Origin of the sequence: Microbacterium sp. LKL04 (assembly GCF_900102005.1) — a bacterium.
In the GTDB taxonomy this organism is placed as follows: domain Bacteria; phylum Actinomycetota; class Actinomycetes; order Actinomycetales; family Microbacteriaceae; genus Microbacterium.
The window spans coordinates 525,181-542,066 of sequence record NZ_LT627736.1 but is presented as its reverse complement, the minus strand read 5'-3'; the positions used below and the strand labels follow the sequence as shown (position 1 = coordinate 542,066).

20 protein-coding genes are annotated in these 16,886 nt (G+C 68.7%); 3 read left to right on the top strand and 17 right to left on the bottom strand.

Annotated elements, in window-relative coordinates; translation table 11 throughout:
- Window positions 1–42 precede the first annotated feature (42 nt).
- On the top strand, window positions 43–1,167 hold the full coding sequence (locus BLP38_RS02725; protein ID WP_091352516.1) for an AAA family ATPase: 1,125 nt from the start codon (window positions 43–45) through the stop codon (window positions 1,165–1,167).
- A gap of 2 nt (window positions 1,168–1,169) precedes the next feature.
- Here the strand turns inward: BLP38_RS02725 and BLP38_RS02720 are convergent, their stop codons facing one another.
- The 11 genes from BLP38_RS02720 to infC form a co-directional block, all read right to left on the bottom strand.
- Window positions 1,170–1,568, bottom strand: coding sequence for a hypothetical protein (locus BLP38_RS02720; RefSeq protein ID WP_091352512.1), 399 nt, complete (start codon window positions 1,566–1,568; stop codon window positions 1,170–1,172).
- Window positions 1,569–1,627: 59 nt separating this feature from the next.
- Window positions 1,628–4,138, bottom strand: a complete 2,511-nt coding sequence (gene pheT, locus BLP38_RS02715) for a phenylalanine--tRNA ligase subunit beta (RefSeq protein ID WP_091352509.1) — start codon at window positions 4,136–4,138, stop codon at window positions 1,628–1,630.
- On the bottom strand, window positions 4,138–5,178 hold the full coding sequence (gene pheS / locus BLP38_RS02710) for a phenylalanine--tRNA ligase subunit alpha (RefSeq protein ID WP_091352506.1): 1,041 nt from the start codon (window positions 5,176–5,178) through the stop codon (window positions 4,138–4,140). Before pheS ends, pheT begins: the two co-directional genes overlap by 1 nt.
- Before the next feature lie 48 nt (window positions 5,179–5,226).
- Complete coding sequence (locus tag BLP38_RS02705; protein ID WP_231916553.1) at window positions 5,227–6,147, bottom strand: amino acid ABC transporter permease; 921 nt, start codon at window positions 6,145–6,147, stop codon at window positions 5,227–5,229.
- Window positions 6,144–6,800 carry an amino acid ABC transporter permease gene (locus tag BLP38_RS02700; RefSeq protein ID WP_091352501.1) on the bottom strand — a complete coding sequence of 219 codons (657 nt, stop codon included), beginning with the start codon at window positions 6,798–6,800 and terminating at the stop codon, window positions 6,144–6,146. The genes BLP38_RS02705 and BLP38_RS02700 overlap by 4 nt, the downstream gene beginning before the upstream one ends.
- Before the next feature lie 70 nt (window positions 6,801–6,870).
- The gene (locus BLP38_RS02695; RefSeq protein ID WP_091352498.1) at window positions 6,871–7,767 is read right to left on the bottom strand and encodes a glutamate ABC transporter substrate-binding protein; all 897 of its coding nucleotides are present in this window, start codon (window positions 7,765–7,767) and stop codon (window positions 6,871–6,873) included.
- Between the two features lie 60 nt (window positions 7,768–7,827).
- Window positions 7,828–8,622, bottom strand: a complete 795-nt coding sequence (locus BLP38_RS02690) for an amino acid ABC transporter ATP-binding protein (protein WP_091352495.1) — start codon at window positions 8,620–8,622, stop codon at window positions 7,828–7,830.
- A gap of 77 nt (window positions 8,623–8,699) precedes the next feature.
- On the bottom strand, window positions 8,700–9,500 hold the full coding sequence (locus tag BLP38_RS02685; RefSeq protein WP_091359454.1) for a TrmH family RNA methyltransferase: 801 nt from the start codon (window positions 9,498–9,500) through the stop codon (window positions 8,700–8,702).
- A gap of 83 nt (window positions 9,501–9,583) precedes the next feature.
- The gene (gene rplT / locus BLP38_RS02680) at window positions 9,584–9,964 is read right to left on the bottom strand and encodes a 50S ribosomal protein L20 (protein ID WP_064003211.1); all 381 of its coding nucleotides are present in this window, start codon (window positions 9,962–9,964) and stop codon (window positions 9,584–9,586) included.
- Between the two features lie 30 nt (window positions 9,965–9,994).
- Window positions 9,995–10,189 carry a 50S ribosomal protein L35 gene (rpmI, locus tag BLP38_RS02675; protein ID WP_018187228.1) on the bottom strand — a complete coding sequence of 65 codons (195 nt, stop codon included), beginning with the start codon at window positions 10,187–10,189 and terminating at the stop codon, window positions 9,995–9,997.
- A gap of 47 nt (window positions 10,190–10,236) precedes the next feature.
- Window positions 10,237–10,932 carry a translation initiation factor IF-3 gene (gene infC, locus BLP38_RS02670; protein WP_231916552.1) on the bottom strand — a complete coding sequence of 232 codons (696 nt, stop codon included), beginning with the start codon at window positions 10,930–10,932 and terminating at the stop codon, window positions 10,237–10,239.
- A 177-nt stretch (window positions 10,933–11,109) separates the two neighbouring features.
- Between infC and BLP38_RS02665 the strand changes: the two genes are divergently transcribed.
- Entirely contained in the window at window positions 11,110–11,508 is a 399-nt protein-coding gene (locus BLP38_RS02665) for a DUF1844 domain-containing protein (protein WP_091352492.1), read from the top strand.
- Window positions 11,509–11,552: 44 nt separating this feature from the next.
- Here BLP38_RS02665 and BLP38_RS02660 read toward each other — a convergent pair whose 3' ends face one another.
- From BLP38_RS02660 to BLP38_RS02635, 6 genes are read right to left on the bottom strand one after another with little or no spacing between them, the layout of a single operon-like run.
- Window positions 11,553–12,332, bottom strand: coding sequence for an SseB family protein (locus BLP38_RS02660; RefSeq protein ID WP_091352489.1), 780 nt, complete (start codon window positions 12,330–12,332; stop codon window positions 11,553–11,555).
- Window positions 12,316–13,062, bottom strand: coding sequence for a bifunctional 1-(5-phosphoribosyl)-5-((5-phosphoribosylamino)methylideneamino)imidazole-4-carboxamide isomerase/phosphoribosylanthranilate isomerase PriA (priA, locus tag BLP38_RS02655; RefSeq protein WP_091352486.1), 747 nt, complete (start codon window positions 13,060–13,062; stop codon window positions 12,316–12,318). Before priA ends, BLP38_RS02660 begins: the two co-directional genes overlap by 17 nt.
- 50 nt (window positions 13,063–13,112) lie before the next feature.
- On the bottom strand, window positions 13,113–13,760 hold the full coding sequence (gene hisH, locus BLP38_RS02650) for an imidazole glycerol phosphate synthase subunit HisH (protein ID WP_091352483.1): 648 nt from the start codon (window positions 13,758–13,760) through the stop codon (window positions 13,113–13,115).
- Window positions 13,757–14,368, bottom strand: a complete 612-nt coding sequence (gene hisB / locus BLP38_RS02645; protein WP_091352480.1) for an imidazoleglycerol-phosphate dehydratase HisB — start codon at window positions 14,366–14,368, stop codon at window positions 13,757–13,759. The genes hisH and hisB overlap by 4 nt, the downstream gene beginning before the upstream one ends.
- A gap of 57 nt (window positions 14,369–14,425) precedes the next feature.
- Complete coding sequence (locus tag BLP38_RS02640) at window positions 14,426–15,499, bottom strand: histidinol-phosphate transaminase (protein WP_091352478.1); 1,074 nt, start codon at window positions 15,497–15,499, stop codon at window positions 14,426–14,428.
- 27 nt (window positions 15,500–15,526) lie between these two features.
- Complete coding sequence (locus BLP38_RS02635; RefSeq protein ID WP_091352475.1) at window positions 15,527–15,904, bottom strand: LysM peptidoglycan-binding domain-containing protein; 378 nt, start codon at window positions 15,902–15,904, stop codon at window positions 15,527–15,529.
- 302 nt (window positions 15,905–16,206) lie between these two features.
- Between BLP38_RS02635 and lexA the strand changes: the two genes are divergently transcribed.
- On the top strand, window positions 16,207–16,872 hold the full coding sequence (gene lexA, locus BLP38_RS02630; protein WP_091352471.1) for a transcriptional repressor LexA: 666 nt from the start codon (window positions 16,207–16,209) through the stop codon (window positions 16,870–16,872).
- Window positions 16,873–16,886: the final 14 nt, after the last annotated feature.

The window sequence follows — 16,886 nt, the reverse complement described above, 5'->3', positions numbered from 1 at the left end:
CGGCCTCGTCGCGATGTCCACTCCACCTGGCACAGTGGGGGGATGCTGCGCACGCTCGCCGTCTCCGGCTACCGCTCTCTCCGCGATGTCGTGCTCCCGCTCGAGGAGCTCACCGTCGTGACCGGCGCGAACGGGTCGGGCAAGTCCAACCTGTACCGCGCACTGCGCCTGCTGACTTCCGCCGCGCGCGGTGATCTCGTCGGTGCCGTCGCGCGGGAGGGCGGGCTGCCGTCGCTCCTGTGGGCCGGCTCGGAGGACGGCGGCGGGCAGGGCACCGTCCGACGCAACCCGATCGCAGTGCAGCTCGGCTTCGCATCGGACGAGCTCGGGTACCTCGTGGACCTCGGCATCCCCCAGGCGTCGCAGAACAGCGTCTTCGCCCGCGACCCCGAGATCAAGCGGGAGCAGGTCTTCGCCGGCAGACTCGCGAAGCCGGCGACCCTGCTGATCGACCGGCTCCGGGCGCAGACGCGCGTCCGTGACGGCGCGTGGGTGTCCCTCGATCAGAAGCTCGCGGCTTTCGAGAGCATCGTCACGGACCTCGCCGACGGCGACACGGCCCCGGAGCTGCTCGGTCTCCGGCGGATCATGAACGGCTGGCGCTTCTATGACCACTTCCGCGTGGACGCCGACGCCCCCGCCCGTCGTCCGCAGGTCGGCACCCGCTCACCCCTCCTCGCCCACGACGGATCGAACCTCGCCGCGGTGTGGGCCACCGTCCACGACGCGGGATTCGGGCACCTGCTGGACAGCGCCGTCGACGAGGCCTTCCCCGGCAGCCGGGTGAGGGTGGAGGCATCCGACGGGAACCTGCGTCTGACCCTGAGCCAGCCGGGCCTCCTGCGGCCGCTGGACGCAGCAGAACTCTCGGACGGAACCCTCCGCTACCTCCTCCTGTGCGCCGCACTCCTTCCTGCACGTCCGGCGCCGCTCACCGTCCTGAACGAGCCCGAGTCCAGCCTTCACGCGAGCCTGCTGGCGCCGCTCGCGAACCTCGTGCGGGCGGCGGCCGCGCAGACGCAAGTGCTGCTGGTCTCGCACGCACCGGGACTCATCGACGCCATTCCTGATGCGCACCGCATCTCGCTGCAGCGTCGCATCGACGGCACAGTGGTCGAGGGTCAGGGACTGCTCGATGCTCCGCCCTGGAACTGGGGCACGCGCTGAGGTCAGAGGACGACGAACGACGAACCCAGCACCAGGACCAGGATGATGCCGGCGACGACCGCACCGCAGATCGTGATCGCGCGGAACGCTCCGTAGCCTCGGTGGCCGGCGGGAGACCGGAGGGCGCCGAAGGCCGCCGTGGCTGCCGCGATCGCGACGGCGACGAACCACAGGACGCCGCTCACGACGGGGCCGGTCCATGCCGCCGGGAAGAAGACGGACGCCTGGGGGAAGAGCAGCATCCCGTACTGCCACCCGAGGGAGTACGACACCAGGCTCGCCGCCACCGTCGCGACGTTGACAGCGGCGAGGAACCGGATGATCCTGCCCGCTCTCGGCATGCGTTCCGCCGCACCCCCGTGCGGAACGGCGGATGCCGGGGCTTCGGACGCGGTCGCCATACGCGAACGGTATCCTCCGAACGACCGGCTGTGCAGTCGGCCATTCGGAGGACAGCGGTTCAGTCGCGGATCGCCGCTCCGTGACGCTCGGCGGCGACAGCCACACCGGCGAGCTTCGCCTCGGTCGCCTCCGTCGCCGTCAGCGTGCGGTCGTCAGCGCGGAAGCGCAGGGCGAACGTGAGGCTCTTGGCTCCCTCGGGGACCCCGGCGCCGCGGTAGTCGTCGACGAGACGGAGGTCCTCCAGCAGAGGACCTGCGCCGTCGGCGAGCGCATCCCGCACCTCGCCGGCGGCGAGGTCGGCTGCGACGACGAGCGACACGTCCTGCGTCGCCGCGGGGTACGTCGCGAGTGACGGCGCGGCATCCGGTGCGGGTGTGAGGGCGAGGACGGCGTCGAGGTCGAGTTCGGCGACGAAGACCCGCCCCTGCAGGTCTGCCGCCTCTGCCACGGCCGGGAGCAGCTCGCCGACGTAGCCGACTTCGGCGTCCCCGACGAAGAGCGAACCGGCGCGGCCCGGGTGGAGCGCGGCGCGCTGGTCCTGCCGGACTTCGATCTCCACACCTGCGGCCGCGGCGATCGTCTGGATCGCACCGAGCGCATCGGCGAGGTCGAAGGCGACGGCCGGCTGGCCGGGTCGCTTCGCCAGCGCGTTGCCGTGCAGCAGGACGGCGACGTGCCGGGGCTGCGGCGGGATCGACGCGTGCAGTGCCGCGAGCGTCGCCTCATCGGGCAGCTGCGCGAGCGGCGGCACGGTTGTGGTGCCGTACTCGACGCCCTCGACGGGTGCGAACACCGTGCCGGTCTCGAAGAGGGCCACGTCGGTGAAGCCTCGGGACACGTTCCGGTGCGCGATCTGCAGGAGTCCCGGGAGCAGCGAGCGCCGCAGGAACGGCGCCTGACCGTCGAGCGGGTTGGCGAGCCGGATGGAGGGCACGTGCTCCCCCGTCGCCGAACCGTGCAGGTCGTTCTGTTCCTCGGTCGTGAACGGGAACGCGACGACCTCGACGTGACCGGCCGCAGCCAACGCGTTGGCGACGCGACGGCGCCCGCGCTGCGCTGCCGTGAGCCCGCGGCCGGAGGGAGGCGTCGGGAGGATCGAGGGGATCCGGTCGAGCCCGTGCAGTCGCGCGACCTCTTCAGCCAGCGTCCACCGGTCCGTGAGATCGGGGCGCCAGGAGGGCGGGATGACCTCCCAGCCGCCGTCGCCGTCGATGACCTCGCACCCGATGGTCTCGAGCGCGCCGACGATCTCGTCGGGCGTGTAGTCGACGCCGATCAAGCCGCCGACGAACGACTCGGGGAGCTCGACCGACGGGACGAACACCTCGGCGAAGAGCGCGCCGCCCGTGGTCGTGTCGAGCGTGCCGCCGGCGAGTTCGACCATGAGGTCGGCGACGCGGCGTGCCGCGACGAACGGGATGAGCGGGTCGACGCCGCGCTCGAAGCGCCGGGACGCCTCGCTGGGAAGCTTGTGCCGGCGCGCCGTGCGGGCGATCGACACGGGGTCGAAGATGGCCGCCTCGATGAGGACGTTGCGTGTGGCATCCCCCATCTCGGTCTTGCCGCCGCCCATGACGCCCGCCAGGCCGATGGGGCCGGACTCGTCGGTGATGAGCAGGTCCTCGGCGTCGAGCGTGCGCTCCTTGCCGTCGAGGGTCGTGAGCTTCTCCCCCACCGACGCGCGGCGCACGGTGATGCCGCCGGTGAGCGCGTCGAGGTCGTAGCCGTGGATCGGGTTGCCGAGTTCGAGCATCACGTAGTTGGTGATATCGATCAGGATGCCGAGGGAGCGGATGCCGGCGAGCGACAGGCGCGCGGTCATCCAGGGCGGCGTCGGCCGCGAGGGGTCGACGTCGCGCACGATGCGCACGACGAACTCGCTCGCACCCGGCTTGCCGTGGATGGGTGCACCGTCGTCGACGGTGATGTCGAACCCGCCGGTGGGCTGCTCGAGCTCCTCGAAGGGGCGCAGGCCGGGGTCGGTGAAGGCGGCACGGGTCGCGTGCGCGTACTCGCGCGCCGCACCCCGGATCGAGAGGGCGTATCCGCGGTCGGGCGTGACGTTGATGTCGACGGCGGCGTCGTCGAGACCGAGGAGAGCGATCGCGTCGGTCCCGACCTCGGGGTCGAGGCCCAGTTCCGTCAGGCGGAGGATGCCGGAGTGCTCCTCCCCCAGGCCGAGTTCCTTGGCGGAGGCGATCATGCCGTCCGAGACATGGCCGTACGTCTTGCGCGCAGCGATCGGGAACGGGCCGGGGAGGACCGCTCCCGGCAGCGTCACGACGACCTTGTCGCCTTCGAAGAAGTTGCCGGCGCCGCAGACGATGCCGCGGACGCCGCCGTTCGCCTCGCCGACGTCGACCTGGCACCACCGGATGGTCTTGCCGTTGGACTGCGGCTCGGCCTCGAACGAGACGACACGTCCGACGACGATCGGGCCCGTGAGGTCGAACGCGTGCACGTCCTCCTCTTCGAATCCGACGGAGACGAAGGAGGCCAGGACGTCCTCGGGGGTCGTGCCTTCGGCTACATCGACGTACTCGCCGAGCCAAGAGAGCGGGACGCGCATCAGACCACCATTCCGAACTGCTCGCTGAAGCGGACATCGCCCTCGGCCATGTCACGCATGTCCTGCACATCGCTGCGGAACATCAGGGTCCGCTCGATGCCCATGCCGAAGGCGAAGCCCGAGTAGACCTCGGGGTCGATGCCGGCGGCGCGGAGGACATTGGGGTTCACCATCCCGCATCCGCCCCACTCGATCCATCGCGCGCCACCGGGGAAGGTGGGGTGCCACAGGTCGAGCTCGGCGGACGGCTCCGTGAACGGGAAGTAGTTGGTGCGGAACCGGGTCTTCGCCTCGGCTCCGAAAAGGACCTTCGCGGCATGATCGAGCGTGCCCTTGAGGTGCGCCATCGTGATGCCCTTGTCGATCACAAGCCCCTCGAACTGCGTGAAGGCAGGCAGGTGCGTCGCGTCGAACTCGTCGGTACGGTACACGCGGCCCGGGCAGAGGATGTAGATCGGGACCTCGCGCTCGAGCATCGAGCGGACCTGCACCGGGCTCGTGTGCGTGCGCATGACGAGGTGGCGGGCGACCGGGTCGACGAAGAACGTGTCCTGCATCTGGCGGGCCGGGTGATCGGGCGCGAAGTTGAGGGCGTCGAAGTTGAACCACTCGTGCTCGAGTTCGGGTCCCTCCGCGATCTCCCACCCCATGCCGACGAAGAGGTCGGCGATCTCCTCCTGGAGGAGAGAGATGGGATGCCGCGCCCCGACCCGCCCGCGCGGGGCGATCGCCGTGATGTCGACCCGCTCGGCTTCGAGTTTCGCGGCGGTCTCGGCGGCGGCGAGTTCGGCCTCGCGAGCCGCGAGCGCCTGATTGACGCGACCGCGAGCCTGGCCGACGAGCTTGCCCGCCGCGGCCTTCTGGTCATTCGGCACATTTCGCATCTGCGCGTTGAGCCGCGCGAGGGATGACCCCTCCGCGGTGTGGGCCGAACGGGCGGTTTTCAGCGCGGCGGTGTCGGGGGCGGCGGCGAAGGCGGCCAGCGCCTCGGCGACGGCGGCATCCACCGCCTCGGGGGTGATCTCGGGTGCGTCGGACACGAGAGACGAGTCTACCGGCGGGCCGGAGTGCGGCCCGCCGGTAGGACGTCAGACCCCCCGGCCGGTACCCGAGTCCTTCGAACTCGCCCTCACCTGAGTGGCGATGAGCTCGGTGTCGGTGGTCTCCTGAAGAGGCCGGGCCGGAGCCGCGCCGGGAGTGCCGGGATTGCGGCTGAGGCGCTTCTCGACCAGCTTCGCGACACCGGACAGTGCCAGACACAGACCGATGTAGATGATGCCTGCGACGATCGTCGCCTGCACGATGGGTCGGTCGAGCGAGTTCTGCGAGCCGAGGTACTTTGCGTAGAAGAGGAGTTCCTCGTACGTGATGATGAAGCCGAGAGCGGTGTCCTTCAGCGTCACCACGAGCTGAGCGATGATCACCGGCATCATGGCCCGGATCGCCTGCGGCAGGAGGACGAGGCGCATGACGCCCGACTTGCCGAGGCCGAGGGCATAGCCAGCCTCGGACTGTCCGCGCGGGAGCGATTCGACCCCTGCGCGGATCACCTCGGCGAGCACCGAACCGTTGTAGACGATGAGGGCGATGACGACGACCCAGTACCCCTCGATCCGAACGCCGAGCACCGGCATCCCGTAGTAGAGGAGGAACATCGTCACGAGCACGGGCACCGCGCGCAGGAATTCGACGACGGCGGCGACCGGGACGCGCACCCACGCGTGATCCGACAGACGGCCGATCGCGAGGATGAAGCCGAGGGCGAGCGCGCCGACCGCTGCGACGGCGAAGGCCGCCAGCGTCCGGCCCGCGGCCATCAGGAACTGCTCCCAGATGCGGGTGTAGGTGAAAGCGTTCCACTTCTCCGCCGAGAACTGTCCGGTCACGGCGAGGCGCCAGACCAGGAAGCCGATGACGGCCGCCACCACGAGGACGACGACCACACCGATGATGCGGTTGCGTGCGATCGCCCGCGGGCCGGGGACGTCGTAGAGGACGCTGCTGCTCATCGCGCCACCTTCCATCGGTTCTCGAGTGTCCGTTGACCCCACGAGAGAAGCAGGACAAGAGCGACGAAGATGACCATGACGCAGATGATGACCACGAGCTGGTTCTCGCCTCGTTCGCTCAACCAGTCGCGGGCGGATCCGAGGTTCATGACCGAGAATCCGGCGGCGACGGTCGTGTTCTTCAGAAGGGCGATGAAGACGCTCATCATCGGCGGGATGACGGAACGGAACGCCTGCGGGAGGACCACGAGCGACATCACCTGCCCGAAGGTCAGGCCGAGTGCTCGCGCAGCCTCGGCTTGGCCGACCGGGACGGTGTTGATTCCCGACCGCACCGTCTCGGCGACGTACGTGGCGGTGTAGATACCGAGGGCTGCCACGGCGAAGATCACCTGGACGCCACCACTCGCCCGAACTTCGAGAAGAGGCGGCAGGGTGAAGGCGAATCCGAAGAAGACGAGGGTCAGCGGTGTGTTGCGGATCGTGTTGACGTAGAACGTGCCCACGGCGCGGGCGATCGGCACCGGCGAGACGCGCATCGCGCCGACGATGATTCCGAGGATCAGGGCGATCAGCCCACCCCCGAAGAAGAGGACGAGCGTGCCGAGGAGCGCTTCACCCCAGAAGTCGAGGTTGTCGGTGATGACGCCCATGGGGTCCTTTCGAACGTCTCAAGAGAGGAGAAACCCCGGGGACACGATCACGTGTCCCCGGGGTGAGAGGTCAGTCGACCTGGGGCTGCGTGGCCTTGACGCCGGCCGGCTCGAGGTACTTCTCGTACAGCGCGGTCCAGACGTCGCCGCCGTCCGTGAACAGAGTGTTGATGTGGTCCTTGAGGACGGTGTCGCCGTCCGCGAGGCCGACGCCGTAGCGCTCCTCGCTGAAGGGGCTGCCAGCGAGCTTCAGGTTGTCCGGGTCCTCCGCGACGTAGCCGGCGAGAATCGCCTCATCCGTCGTGATGGCGTCGACCTGACCGTTCAGCAGCTGCTCGACGCACTCGGAGTACGTCTGACGCTCGGTGACCTCGCCGTTGTACTCGTCACGGATGCGCTGCAGCGGGGTGGAACCCGTCACCGAACACGTGACCTTGTCCTGGAGGTCGTCGGGACCGCTGATCGAGTCGTCATCCGCGGCGACCAGGAGGCCCTGACCCGTGATGAAGTACGGTCCCGCGAAGTCGATGACCTCGTCGCGCGCGTCCGTCATCGAGTACGTGCCGACGTAGTAGTCGATGTTGCCGTTGACGATCTCCTGCTCGCGGTTCGCCGACGGGATCGTCTGGAAGTCGATCTGATCCTCGTCGAAGCCGAGGGATGCCGCGATCCACCGAGCGATGTCGACGTCGAAGCCGGTGCGCTCACCCGAGACGGCGTCTTCGTAGCCGAGGCCGGGCTGGTCGCTCTTGACACCGACGACGATCTTGTCGGCCTTCGACGCACGGTCGAACGTCGGGCTGCCGTCGAGAGTCACGTCACTCGCGACCTCCCAGAGGCCCTCCGTGTCGTCGTCACCGCCGGCAGCGCCGCCGGGTGCGGTGGGGCTGCCGCTGTTGCAGCCTGCGAGTGCGAGTGCCGCGATCGCGATGCCGGCGAAGGCGCCGGCGAGTCGTGTCTTACGCATGTGATCCTCCTGGTTTCGTGTCGTTCGTCGTTCGTCGCGCCGGTGCAGGGCGCGGACGTCTCAATGGGTGATGAGCTTGGACAGGAAGTCCTTCGCGCGGTCGCTCTTCGGGTTCGTGAAGAACTCCTGCGGAGCGGCCTGCTCGACGATCTGTCCATCGGCCATGAAGACCACGCGATCCGCAGCCTTCCGGGCGAAGCCCATCTCGTGGGTGACGACGATCATCGTCATCCCGTCCTGCGCGAGGCCGACCATGACGTCGAGGACCTCGTTGATCATCTCGGGGTCGAGCGCGGAGGTCGGCTCGTCGAAGAGCATGACCTTCGGCTTCATCGCAAGAGCGCGGGCGATCGCGACACGCTGCTGCTGACCACCCGAGAGCTGGGCCGGGAGCTTGTCGGCCTGGTGGCCGACGCCCACACGGTCGAGCAGCTCACGGGCGAGCTTCTCGGCATCCGCCTTCTTCATGCCCTTGACCTTGATCGGACCGAGCGTGACGTTCTCGAGGATCGTCAGATGCGAGAACAGGTTGAAGGACTGGAAGACCATGCCGACATCGGCACGGAGCGCCGCGAGCGCTTTGCCCTCGGCCGGAAGATCGGCGCCGTCGATCGTGATCGAGCCGCTCGTGATCGTCTCGAGACGGTTGATCGTGCGGCACAGGGTCGACTTGCCGGACCCGGACGGACCGACCACGACGACGACCTCGCCGCGGTTGACCGACAGGTCGATGTCGGTGAGGGCCTGGAAGTCGCCGTAGTGCTTCTGCACGTTCGTCAGGACGACGAGCGGCTCGCCTCGGCGGACGTCGATGTTCGACGTACGCGGCGCAGGGTCGGCAGCAGGAGTGGTCATGTATCCGACCCTATTGGGCGGGGTGGCCCATAACCCTTCTGGTGGCGCGGGGTTTACAGTTCCGTAATGATTCGACCTCAGCCGGCCGAACGCTGCGCGAACGCCGATTCGTACAGGCACACGCTCGCCGCGGTCGCCAGGTTCAGCGACTCGGCCCGACCGTAGATCGGGAGACGGAGCGAAAGGTCGACGAGCGACAGTGCCTCGTCGTCGAGCCCGCGTGCCTCGTTGCCGAAGACCCACGCGGTCGGTTCGGCGAGCGTCGCACGGTGATCGACGAAGTCCTCTCCCCCGACGTCGGCGGCGACGATCCGGAGCCCCGCCGACCGGGCGCGGCCCGCGGCGTCCGCGAGATCCACCCCGACGGCGACGGGAAGGTGGAACAGCGACCCGGTCGTCGCGCGGACGACCTTGGGGTTGAAAGGATCGACCGTCCGGCCGGTGAGGACGACAGCGTCGGCACCGACGGCATCCGCTGCACGGATGATGGTGCCGAGATTGCCGGGGTCCCGCACCTCCTCGCAGATCACGATGAGCTTCGGGTCGTCGGCGAAGATGTCGCGCACCGATGTCGGCACCTGACGCGCCACCGCGATGATCCCCTGCGGGGTGACCGTGTCGGCCATCGCCTCGATGACGGCCTCACTCGCGAACTCGACCTCGACGTCCGCGTCGGATGCCGCATCGCGAATGTCCTGGTGCTTCTCCCATGCCGAAGGAGTCGCATACAGCTCGATGAGCGTGTCGGGCCGCCACACGAGGGCCTCTCGCGCAGCCTGCGGACCTTCGAGGAGGTACAGCCCGGTCTCTTGCCGGGCTGCGCGCTTGGTCAGCTTCGCAACGGCGCGGACACGCGGCGATCGGGGGTTCTCGAGCACGTTCTCAGTGTAGGGCGCGGGTGCAGCGGGCATGCGAAAGGGCGCCCTCCAAAGAGGACGCCCTATCTCAGAAGGTGACGCGATCAGGCCTTGGGGGCGTTGACGTCAGCCGGCAGCGCAGCCTTGGCGGTCGCGACGAGCGACGCGAAGACGGCGGGCTCGTTGACCGCGAGCTCGGCGAGCATGCGTCGGTCGACCTGGACACCCGCGAGGCCGAGGCCCTGGATGAAGCGGTTGTACGTGATGCCGTTCTGGCGGGCAGCGGCGTTGATGCGCTGGATCCAGAGGCGACGGAAGTCGCCCTTGCGCTTGCGGCGGTCGCGGTACGCGTAGACGAGCGAGTGGGTGACCTGCTCCTTCGCCTTGCGGTACAGGCGCGAACGCTGTCCGCGGTAACCGGAGGCGCGCTCGAGGATGACGCGACGCTTCTTGTGGGCGTTGACAGCCCGCTTGACTCTAGCCATTTCTTCTACTTCCTAAATCTGCGTCGGCGATCAGATGCCGAGGAGCTTCTTGGCGACCTTGGCGTCACCCTTGGCCAGGACCTGCTCCTGGTCGAGGCGACGGGTACGACGGGTCGCCTTGCCCTCGAGGTTGTGGCGCAGGTTGGCCTGCTGCTTCATCAGCTTGCCGCTGCCGGTGACCTTGAAACGCTTCTTGGCACCCGAGTGGGTCTTCTGCTTCGGCATATCTCTTCCTTCGTTGGGGATCCCGCGGACGGGAGTCTGTGGTGCGCTTACTCCGCCGGAGCGGAAGCGGGGGTCTGTTCGTCGTCGGCCTGACCGCGCGCATCACGCGCAGCCTGCTTCGTCGCGGCGCGGGCCGCGTTCTGCTCCGTCTTGACCTCGGACTTGTTCTTGTGAGGGGCCACCACCATCACCATGTTGCGGCCGTCGATCGTGGGATTGGACTCCACGGTGCCGAACTCGGCGACATCCTCGGCGAACTTGCGGAGGAGGCGGACACCCTGCTCGGGACGCGACTGCTCGCGCCCGCGGAAGAGGATCATCGCCTTCACCTTGTCGCCCGCCTGGAGGAAGCCCTCGGCGCGCTTGAGCTTGGTTATGTAGTCGTGCGCCTCGATCTTCAGACGGAACCGGACCTCCTTGAGGACGGTGTTCGCCTGATTGCGCCGCGCTTCCTTGGCCTTCTGCGCAGCCTCGTACTTGAACTTGCCGTAATCCATGATCTTGACCACGGGGGGCTTCGAGTTCGGGGCTACCTCGACGAGATCGAGGTCGGCCTCCTGGGCCAGGCGCATGGCCACCTCGATGCGGACGACGCCGACCTGCTCACCCGCGGGTCCGACGAGGCGGACCTCGGGAACGCGGATGCGGTCATTGGTGCGGGGATCGCTGATGCGGAACTCCTCTTCGTGCGGTGGACGGCCTCCGGTGACACGGAAATGTGTCGCCGGGCGGAAGATCGTCACGTCCACCCCGCACGATGCATGCATCGGCGTTCTGTTCTGCACCCTGGACAACCTCGACGAGCGAGGCGGAGTGCGAGACCCGGTAGCCTGGAGCGGCAAGCGCGGGTGGGATGTGATCCTCTTTCGACACGGAGCAGAACACTCCGGTGCCCGCAGAAGTCTAGCAGAGAGCAGCACGTGAGTACTATTCCGGCCGACCACAGCGATCACGACCCCGAGCGCCTCTTGCGCTGGGAGGAACAGGAACGGGTCGCGCAGTCCGCCACCCGAGACATCGCGGACGTCCCCGCGGTCGAGGTGATCACGACGACATCGGTCCACCTGATGAGCGCCGCCGCCGTCAAACTCGGCCTGGCAGACGACCCCGACCAGCAGAAGGACCTCGACGAGGCCCGCAAGCTCATCAACGCCCTCGCCGGCCTCATCACCGCCGCCGCCCCCGAGGTGAGCGATATGCACGCGCGCTCGCTCCGCGACGGGCTGCGCACTCTGCAGCTCGCCTTCCGCGAGGCGTCGTCCATCCCCGACCCCATCGGCAAGGGTCCCGGCGAGAAGTGGACCGGCCCGGTCAACTGAGACGCTGAAGGGGGGATGCCGCGCGGCATCCCCCCTTCAGCGTGTCAGGCGCGGACGAGCTTGACCGTCAACGAGTCAACGAGGACGGCGACGCGGTCGTCCGCCGCCCACCTCGACGCCAGTCGCTGCAGGATGGCATCGAGAGCCGCCTGGTCGAGGCCGTCGACGAGGTGCAGGCTCACGACGAGTTCGGGTCCGCGCAGACGCGAATGAGGATCGCCCGCCGCGACGGAGAGATCCAGGACGCCGAGTTCTGTGCCGATCGACTCCTGAAGGCCGGCGAAGACGGCCGGCGAGACATGCGGCGGCTCCCACGCCTGACCCTGCCCGATCGCCCAGACGGCGGGGCGGCGGAGGACGAACTCCGTGTCGCTGCCCGGGTCGATGACGATGAGCTCGGTGTCGTCGGCCGCGGCCGACAGTGCCGTCCGGACGCCTTCCGCGGGTACGGGGCGCGCAGCGGCATCCCATCGCGACATGGTCGTGACCGAGGTGAAGACAGGGAGCACACGCCGCCCGTCCGGCGCGGCGACCGTCACGATCGACAGCTCCTGCGTCTTATCGACGGTCAGGCCCGTCGGACCGAGGCCTTCATCGCCCTTCTCGGCGACCAGGGGGATGAGGAGGCGAGCAGCTCGGTAGGCGTCGACCACGGCGGTCGCCGGCCCCTCCCCCGCGTGGAACGCGGTCAGCGCCGCGAGCAGCGCCGGGTCGGCGCTGCCGTCGTCGCCGCTGTGCGGATTCGCTTGGAAGCTCCGCCCCTCCCAGGGGACGCCCGCCGAGTCAGCCGCGTGACCCGAGTGCGGGTCAGTGTCCGGCGACATCCAGCGCCTCGGCCAGCGTGAACGCGCCGGCGTACAGGGCCTTTCCGACGATCGCACCCTCGACACCCAGCGGCACGAGTTCGCGAAGCGCCGCGATGTCGTCGAGGCTCGAGATGCCGCCGGATGCGACGACCGGCTTGTCGGTGCGGACGGCGACCTCGCGCAGAAGCTCGATGTTCGGCCCCTGCAACGTGCCGTCCTTCGTCACGTCGGTGAGCACGTAGCGGCTGCAGCCGGCATCCTCGAGACGGTCCAGGACCTGCCAGAGGTCGCCGCCGTCGCGCGTCCAGCCCCGTGCGGCGAGCGTCGTGCCGCGCACGTCCAGACCGACGGCGATGGCCTCGCCGTAGCGGAGGATCACATCGGCGGCCCACTCGGGGTTCTCGAGCGCGGCGGTGCCGAGGTTGATGCGGGTCGCACCGGAGTCGAGCGCTGCGTCGAGGGACTCGTCATCGCGGATGCCGCCGGAGAGCTCGACCTTCACGCCGCGAAGGGACTTGATCACCTTGCGCATGAGCGCTGCGTTCGAGCCGCGCCCGAATGCGGCGTCCAGGTCGACGAGGTGGATCCACTCCGCGCCCTGCCTCGCCCACTCCTGCGCGGCGTCGACGGGATCGCCGTAGCTGGTCTCGGTGCCGGCCTCGCCCTGCGTCAGTCGGACGGCCTTGCCGTCGGCGACGTCCACAGCGGGCAGCAGGGTCAGTTCGGGCGTGGATGCGAATTCGTTCATGGCTCCGGGTGGGACGGTGTGCACGCCGGGCGCGCGCACAAGGGGACAGGTTACTCCGACGCAGGCAGCGAGGAGATCCAGTTCGAGAGCAGGCGGATGCCGGCCGCTCCCGACTTCTCGGGGTGGAACTGCGTCGCCGACAACGGGCCGTTCTCGACAGCGGCGAGGAACGGCCTGCCGTAGTCGCACCACGTCAGCACCGGCTCGCGGAACGGCTTGATGACGTCGAGAGTCCAGTCCTGCGCCCCGTAGGAGTGGACGAAGTAGAACCGCTCCTCCTCGAGGCCCGCGAACAGCGTCGATCCTTCGCCGGCGCGGACCGTGTTCCAGCCCATGTGAGGCAGGACCGGCGCCTCGAGCTCGGTGACCGACCCCGGCCACTCCCCCAGACCCTGCGTGTCGACGCCGCGCTCGACACCGAGTTCGAACATGACCTGCATCCCGACACAGATGCCGAGGACCGGCATCCCTCCCGCCAGGCGGCGACCGATGAGTTCGTCTCCACGACTGGCGCGCAGAGCCGACATGACGGCGGAGAAGGCGCCGACTCCCGGGACGAGGAGCCCGGCGGCATCCGCGATCAGCCCGCGGTCCTTCGTGAGACGCGCGTCGGCCCCCGCCTCGATGAGCGCCTTGACGGCGGAGTGGACGTTGCCCGATCCGTAGTCGAGGACCGCGACCAGCGGCGGTGTCGTCACAGGGCGCCCTTCGTGCTCGGGATGCCCTGGACGAGCGGGTCGAGCGCCTTGGCCTGCCGGAACGCGCGGGCGAACGCCTTGTACTCCGCTTCGGCGATGTGGTGGGGGTCGCGGCCGGCGACCAGAGTGACGTGAACGGTCAGGCCGGCGTGGAAGGCGATGGCCTCGAACGTGTGACGCACGAGCGACCCGGTGAAGTGGCCGCCGATGAGGTGGAACTCGTAGCCCTCGGGTTCGCCCGAGTGGACGAGGTAGGGACGACCACTGATGTCGACGACCGCCTGAGCGAGCGCCTCATCCAGCGGGACCAGCGCGTCGCCGTAGCGCGAGATGCCGGCCTTGTCGCCGAGCGCCTGCCGGATGGCCTGACCCAACACGATCGCCGTGTCCTCGACGGTGTGGTGAGCGTCGATGTGGGTGTCCCCGCTCGCGCGGACGGTGAGGTCGACGAGCGAGTGCTTCGCGAAGGCGGTGAGCAGGTGGTCGAAGAACGGGACCGTCGTCTCGATCGTGCTCTGACCGGTTCCGTCGAGATCGAGCTCGAGCTCGATGGTCGACTCGCTTGTCGCACGCCGAACGGAGGCGGTGCGGGACGCGGGGATGCTCATGCGTCGAGTCTATCGACGCGCGGCATCCGCCCTGCCCTCGTGACGACGCCGCGGGACTCAGAGCGAGGCGAGCGCCTCGAGGAACGCCGTGGACTCGTCCTCGCTGCCGGCCGAGACGCGCAGCGTGTGCGGCAGCCCGACATCGCGGACGAGGATGCCGCGGTCGTACAGACCCCGCCACGTCGCCTGAGGGTCCTTCACCCCGCCGAAGAGGACGAAGTTCGACCAGCTCTCGTAAGGCGAGTAGCCGAGGGCGGACAGCGTCGCAGAGATGCGATCACGCTGAGCGACGATGTCGTCCACCATCCCGAGCATGGTCGGCGCGTGCCGCAGGGCAGCGGTCGCCGCAGCCTGGGTGAGCGCGCTCAGGTGGTACGGCAGACGAACGAGCCTGAGGGCGTCGATGACCGCCGGGTCGGCGGCGAGGTAGCCGACGCGGGCGCCGGCGAACGCGAACGCCTTGCTCATCGTCCGCGACACGACCAGACGCTCGCGTCCGGGAAGGAGCGTGAGTGCTGACGGCTCGTCACGTGGCGCGAACTCCTGGTACGCCTCGTCGACGATGACGATGCCTCTCGAGGCTTCGTAGACGGCCTCGATCACGTCGAGCCGGAGAGGAGTGCCCGTCGGGTTGTTCGGCGCGCAGAGGAAGACGACGTCGGGCTGTGCGCGATCGATCTGCTCCGCGGCATCCGAAGCCGTCAGCGTGAAATCCTCGCCACGAGTGCCGCTGACGTACGTGGCGCCGGTCGCCCCGGTGAGGAGCGGGTACATCGAATAGGTGGGGGTGAAGCCGAAAGCCGTGCGTCCCGGGCCGGCGAAGGCCTGGAGGAGGTGGTGCAGCACCTCGTTCGACCCGTTCCCCGCCCAGATCTGTTCCGCCTGGAGGCCGTGCCCCAAGTAGTCCGCGAATCCTTCGCGAAGTCCGGTGAACTCCCTGTCGGGGTACCGATTGATGTCGCGGAGCGCCTGCGCGATCGCATCGAGGATGTCGTCCGCCACATCCTCGGGGACGGGGTGGGTGTTCTCGTTGACGTTCAGCGTCACCGGGAGCGACGCCTGCGGGGCGCCGTAAGGGATCTGTCCCCGCAGATCGTCGCGGAGGGGTAGGTCGTCGAGACTCGCACTCACCCCGCCATCGTAGGACGTCGCGCCGGTCTACTCGGCCGCCTGAGCCGTGTAGGCCGTGGGGATCGCCAGCGACTGACCCGCGTCGACGACAGACGACGGCAGCGCGTTCAGCCGGACGATGTCGTCGATCACGTCGCGGGGGTCGCTGTCGGGCGCGACGTCCTGAGCGATCGTCCAGAGCGAGTCACCGGGGTGGACCGTCACCGTCTTGAACGTCCCCGCCGCCGAGCCTGCGTCACCGCTGGCGAGTGCGCCACCGCTGGAGAGGATGCCGATCCCCAATGCCACGACCGCCGGCAGCGCTGCGAGCGTCGCGACGACGCGACGACCACGCGTCGTGAGACGCAGCCGCGTGCGGACGACGGGACGGGTGGGAGCGGGGGTGATGGTGGTGATCGAGTTCATGGTGTCCTCCTCGGGGCGACCCCGGTCAGATGAGATCTTCGCCCCCGCCCGTCGGCCGGGACGAGCGGGTGCGAAGTTCTCTTCCGAATCTATCTTCGATATTCGTACACTGTCAAGGGAGCGGTTATCCGCAGATCGATCGAAGACGACACGCGGTCGGCTGCGGCACGATCTCATCGACACCGGATACGGTTTCGATGACCAGAGCCCATCACCGACCTCCGACATTCGAAGGCGAGTGCCCCCGGCTCGACGTTCTAGGCCGGGAAATCGGCGGGGACGCGGGCCGTGAAAGGAACGACATGAGCGACAAGCCGCAGACGCGTCGGCGTAAGAGCCTGAGCGACAAGCAGCTCGCGATCCTCGAGGTGATCCAGAGGTCCATCGCTCGGTACGGGTATCCGCCGAGCATGCGAGAGATCGGGGACGCGGTCGGCTTGAAGTCGCTCTCGAGCGTGACCCATCAGCTGAACCAGCTCGAGTTGAGCGGCTACCTTCGTCGTGACCCCGGCAAGACCCGCGCCATGGAGGTGCTGATCGACCTGCCGGGCGCAGCCGGCGAGAATCCCGCGGACGCCGCGCCCGCTGTGGGCGACGCCGCCATGGTCCCCTTGGTCGGACGCATCGCCGCGGGCGTCCCGATCACCGCCGAGCAGCAGGTGGAGGAGATCTTCCCGCTCCCCCGTCAGCTCGTCGGCAAGGGCGAGCTGTTCATGCTGAAGGTGTCGGGCGACTCCATGATCGACGCGGCGATCTGCGACGGAGACTGGGTCGTCGTGCGTTCGCAGGCGGATGCGTCCAACGGCGAGATCGTTGCGGCCATGCTCGACGGCGAAGCGACGGTGAAGACCTTCCGCCAGCGCGACGGACACACCTGGCTCCTGCCGCGGAACTCGGCGTTCGAGCCCATTCTGGGCGACGATGCGGTCGTCCTCGGCAAGGTGGTCGCCGTGCTCCGCGCCGTGTGAGAACCGGATACGTC

What these genes read in the sequence shown, in the direction of transcription:
- BLP38_RS02725 (WP_091352516.1), top strand. Translation starts at nt 43, where the DNA reads ATGCTGCGCACGCTCGCCGTCTCCGGCTACCGCTCTCTCCGCGATGTC.
- BLP38_RS02720 (WP_091352512.1), bottom strand. Translation starts at nt 1,568, where the DNA reads ATGGCGACCGCGTCCGAAGCCCCGGCATCCGCCGTTCCGCACGGGGGT.
- pheT (WP_091352509.1), bottom strand. Translation starts at nt 4,138, where the DNA reads ATGCGCGTCCCGCTCTCTTGGCTCGGCGAGTACGTCGATGTAGCCGAA.
- BLP38_RS02705 (WP_231916553.1), bottom strand. Translation starts at nt 6,147, where the DNA reads ATGAGCAGCAGCGTCCTCTACGACGTCCCCGGCCCGCGGGCGATCGCA.
- BLP38_RS02700 (WP_091352501.1), bottom strand. Translation starts at nt 6,800, where the DNA reads ATGGGCGTCATCACCGACAACCTCGACTTCTGGGGTGAAGCGCTCCTC.
- BLP38_RS02695 (WP_091352498.1), bottom strand. Translation starts at nt 7,767, where the DNA reads ATGCGTAAGACACGACTCGCCGGCGCCTTCGCCGGCATCGCGATCGCG.
- BLP38_RS02690 (WP_091352495.1), bottom strand. Translation starts at nt 8,622, where the DNA reads ATGACCACTCCTGCTGCCGACCCTGCGCCGCGTACGTCGAACATCGAC.
- rplT (WP_064003211.1), bottom strand. Translation starts at nt 9,964, where the DNA reads ATGGCTAGAGTCAAGCGGGCTGTCAACGCCCACAAGAAGCGTCGCGTC.
- rpmI (WP_018187228.1), bottom strand. Translation starts at nt 10,189, where the DNA reads ATGCCGAAGCAGAAGACCCACTCGGGTGCCAAGAAGCGTTTCAAGGTC.
- BLP38_RS02660 (WP_091352489.1), bottom strand. Translation starts at nt 12,332, where the DNA reads ATGTCGCCGGACACTGACCCGCACTCGGGTCACGCGGCTGACTCGGCG.
- priA (WP_091352486.1), bottom strand. Translation starts at nt 13,062, where the DNA reads ATGAACGAATTCGCATCCACGCCCGAACTGACCCTGCTGCCCGCTGTG.
- hisB (WP_091352480.1), bottom strand. Translation starts at nt 14,368, where the DNA reads ATGAGCATCCCCGCGTCCCGCACCGCCTCCGTTCGGCGTGCGACAAGC.
- BLP38_RS02635 (WP_091352475.1), bottom strand. Translation starts at nt 15,904, where the DNA reads ATGAACTCGATCACCACCATCACCCCCGCTCCCACCCGTCCCGTCGTC.
- lexA (WP_091352471.1), top strand. Translation starts at nt 16,207, where the DNA reads ATGAGCGACAAGCCGCAGACGCGTCGGCGTAAGAGCCTGAGCGACAAG.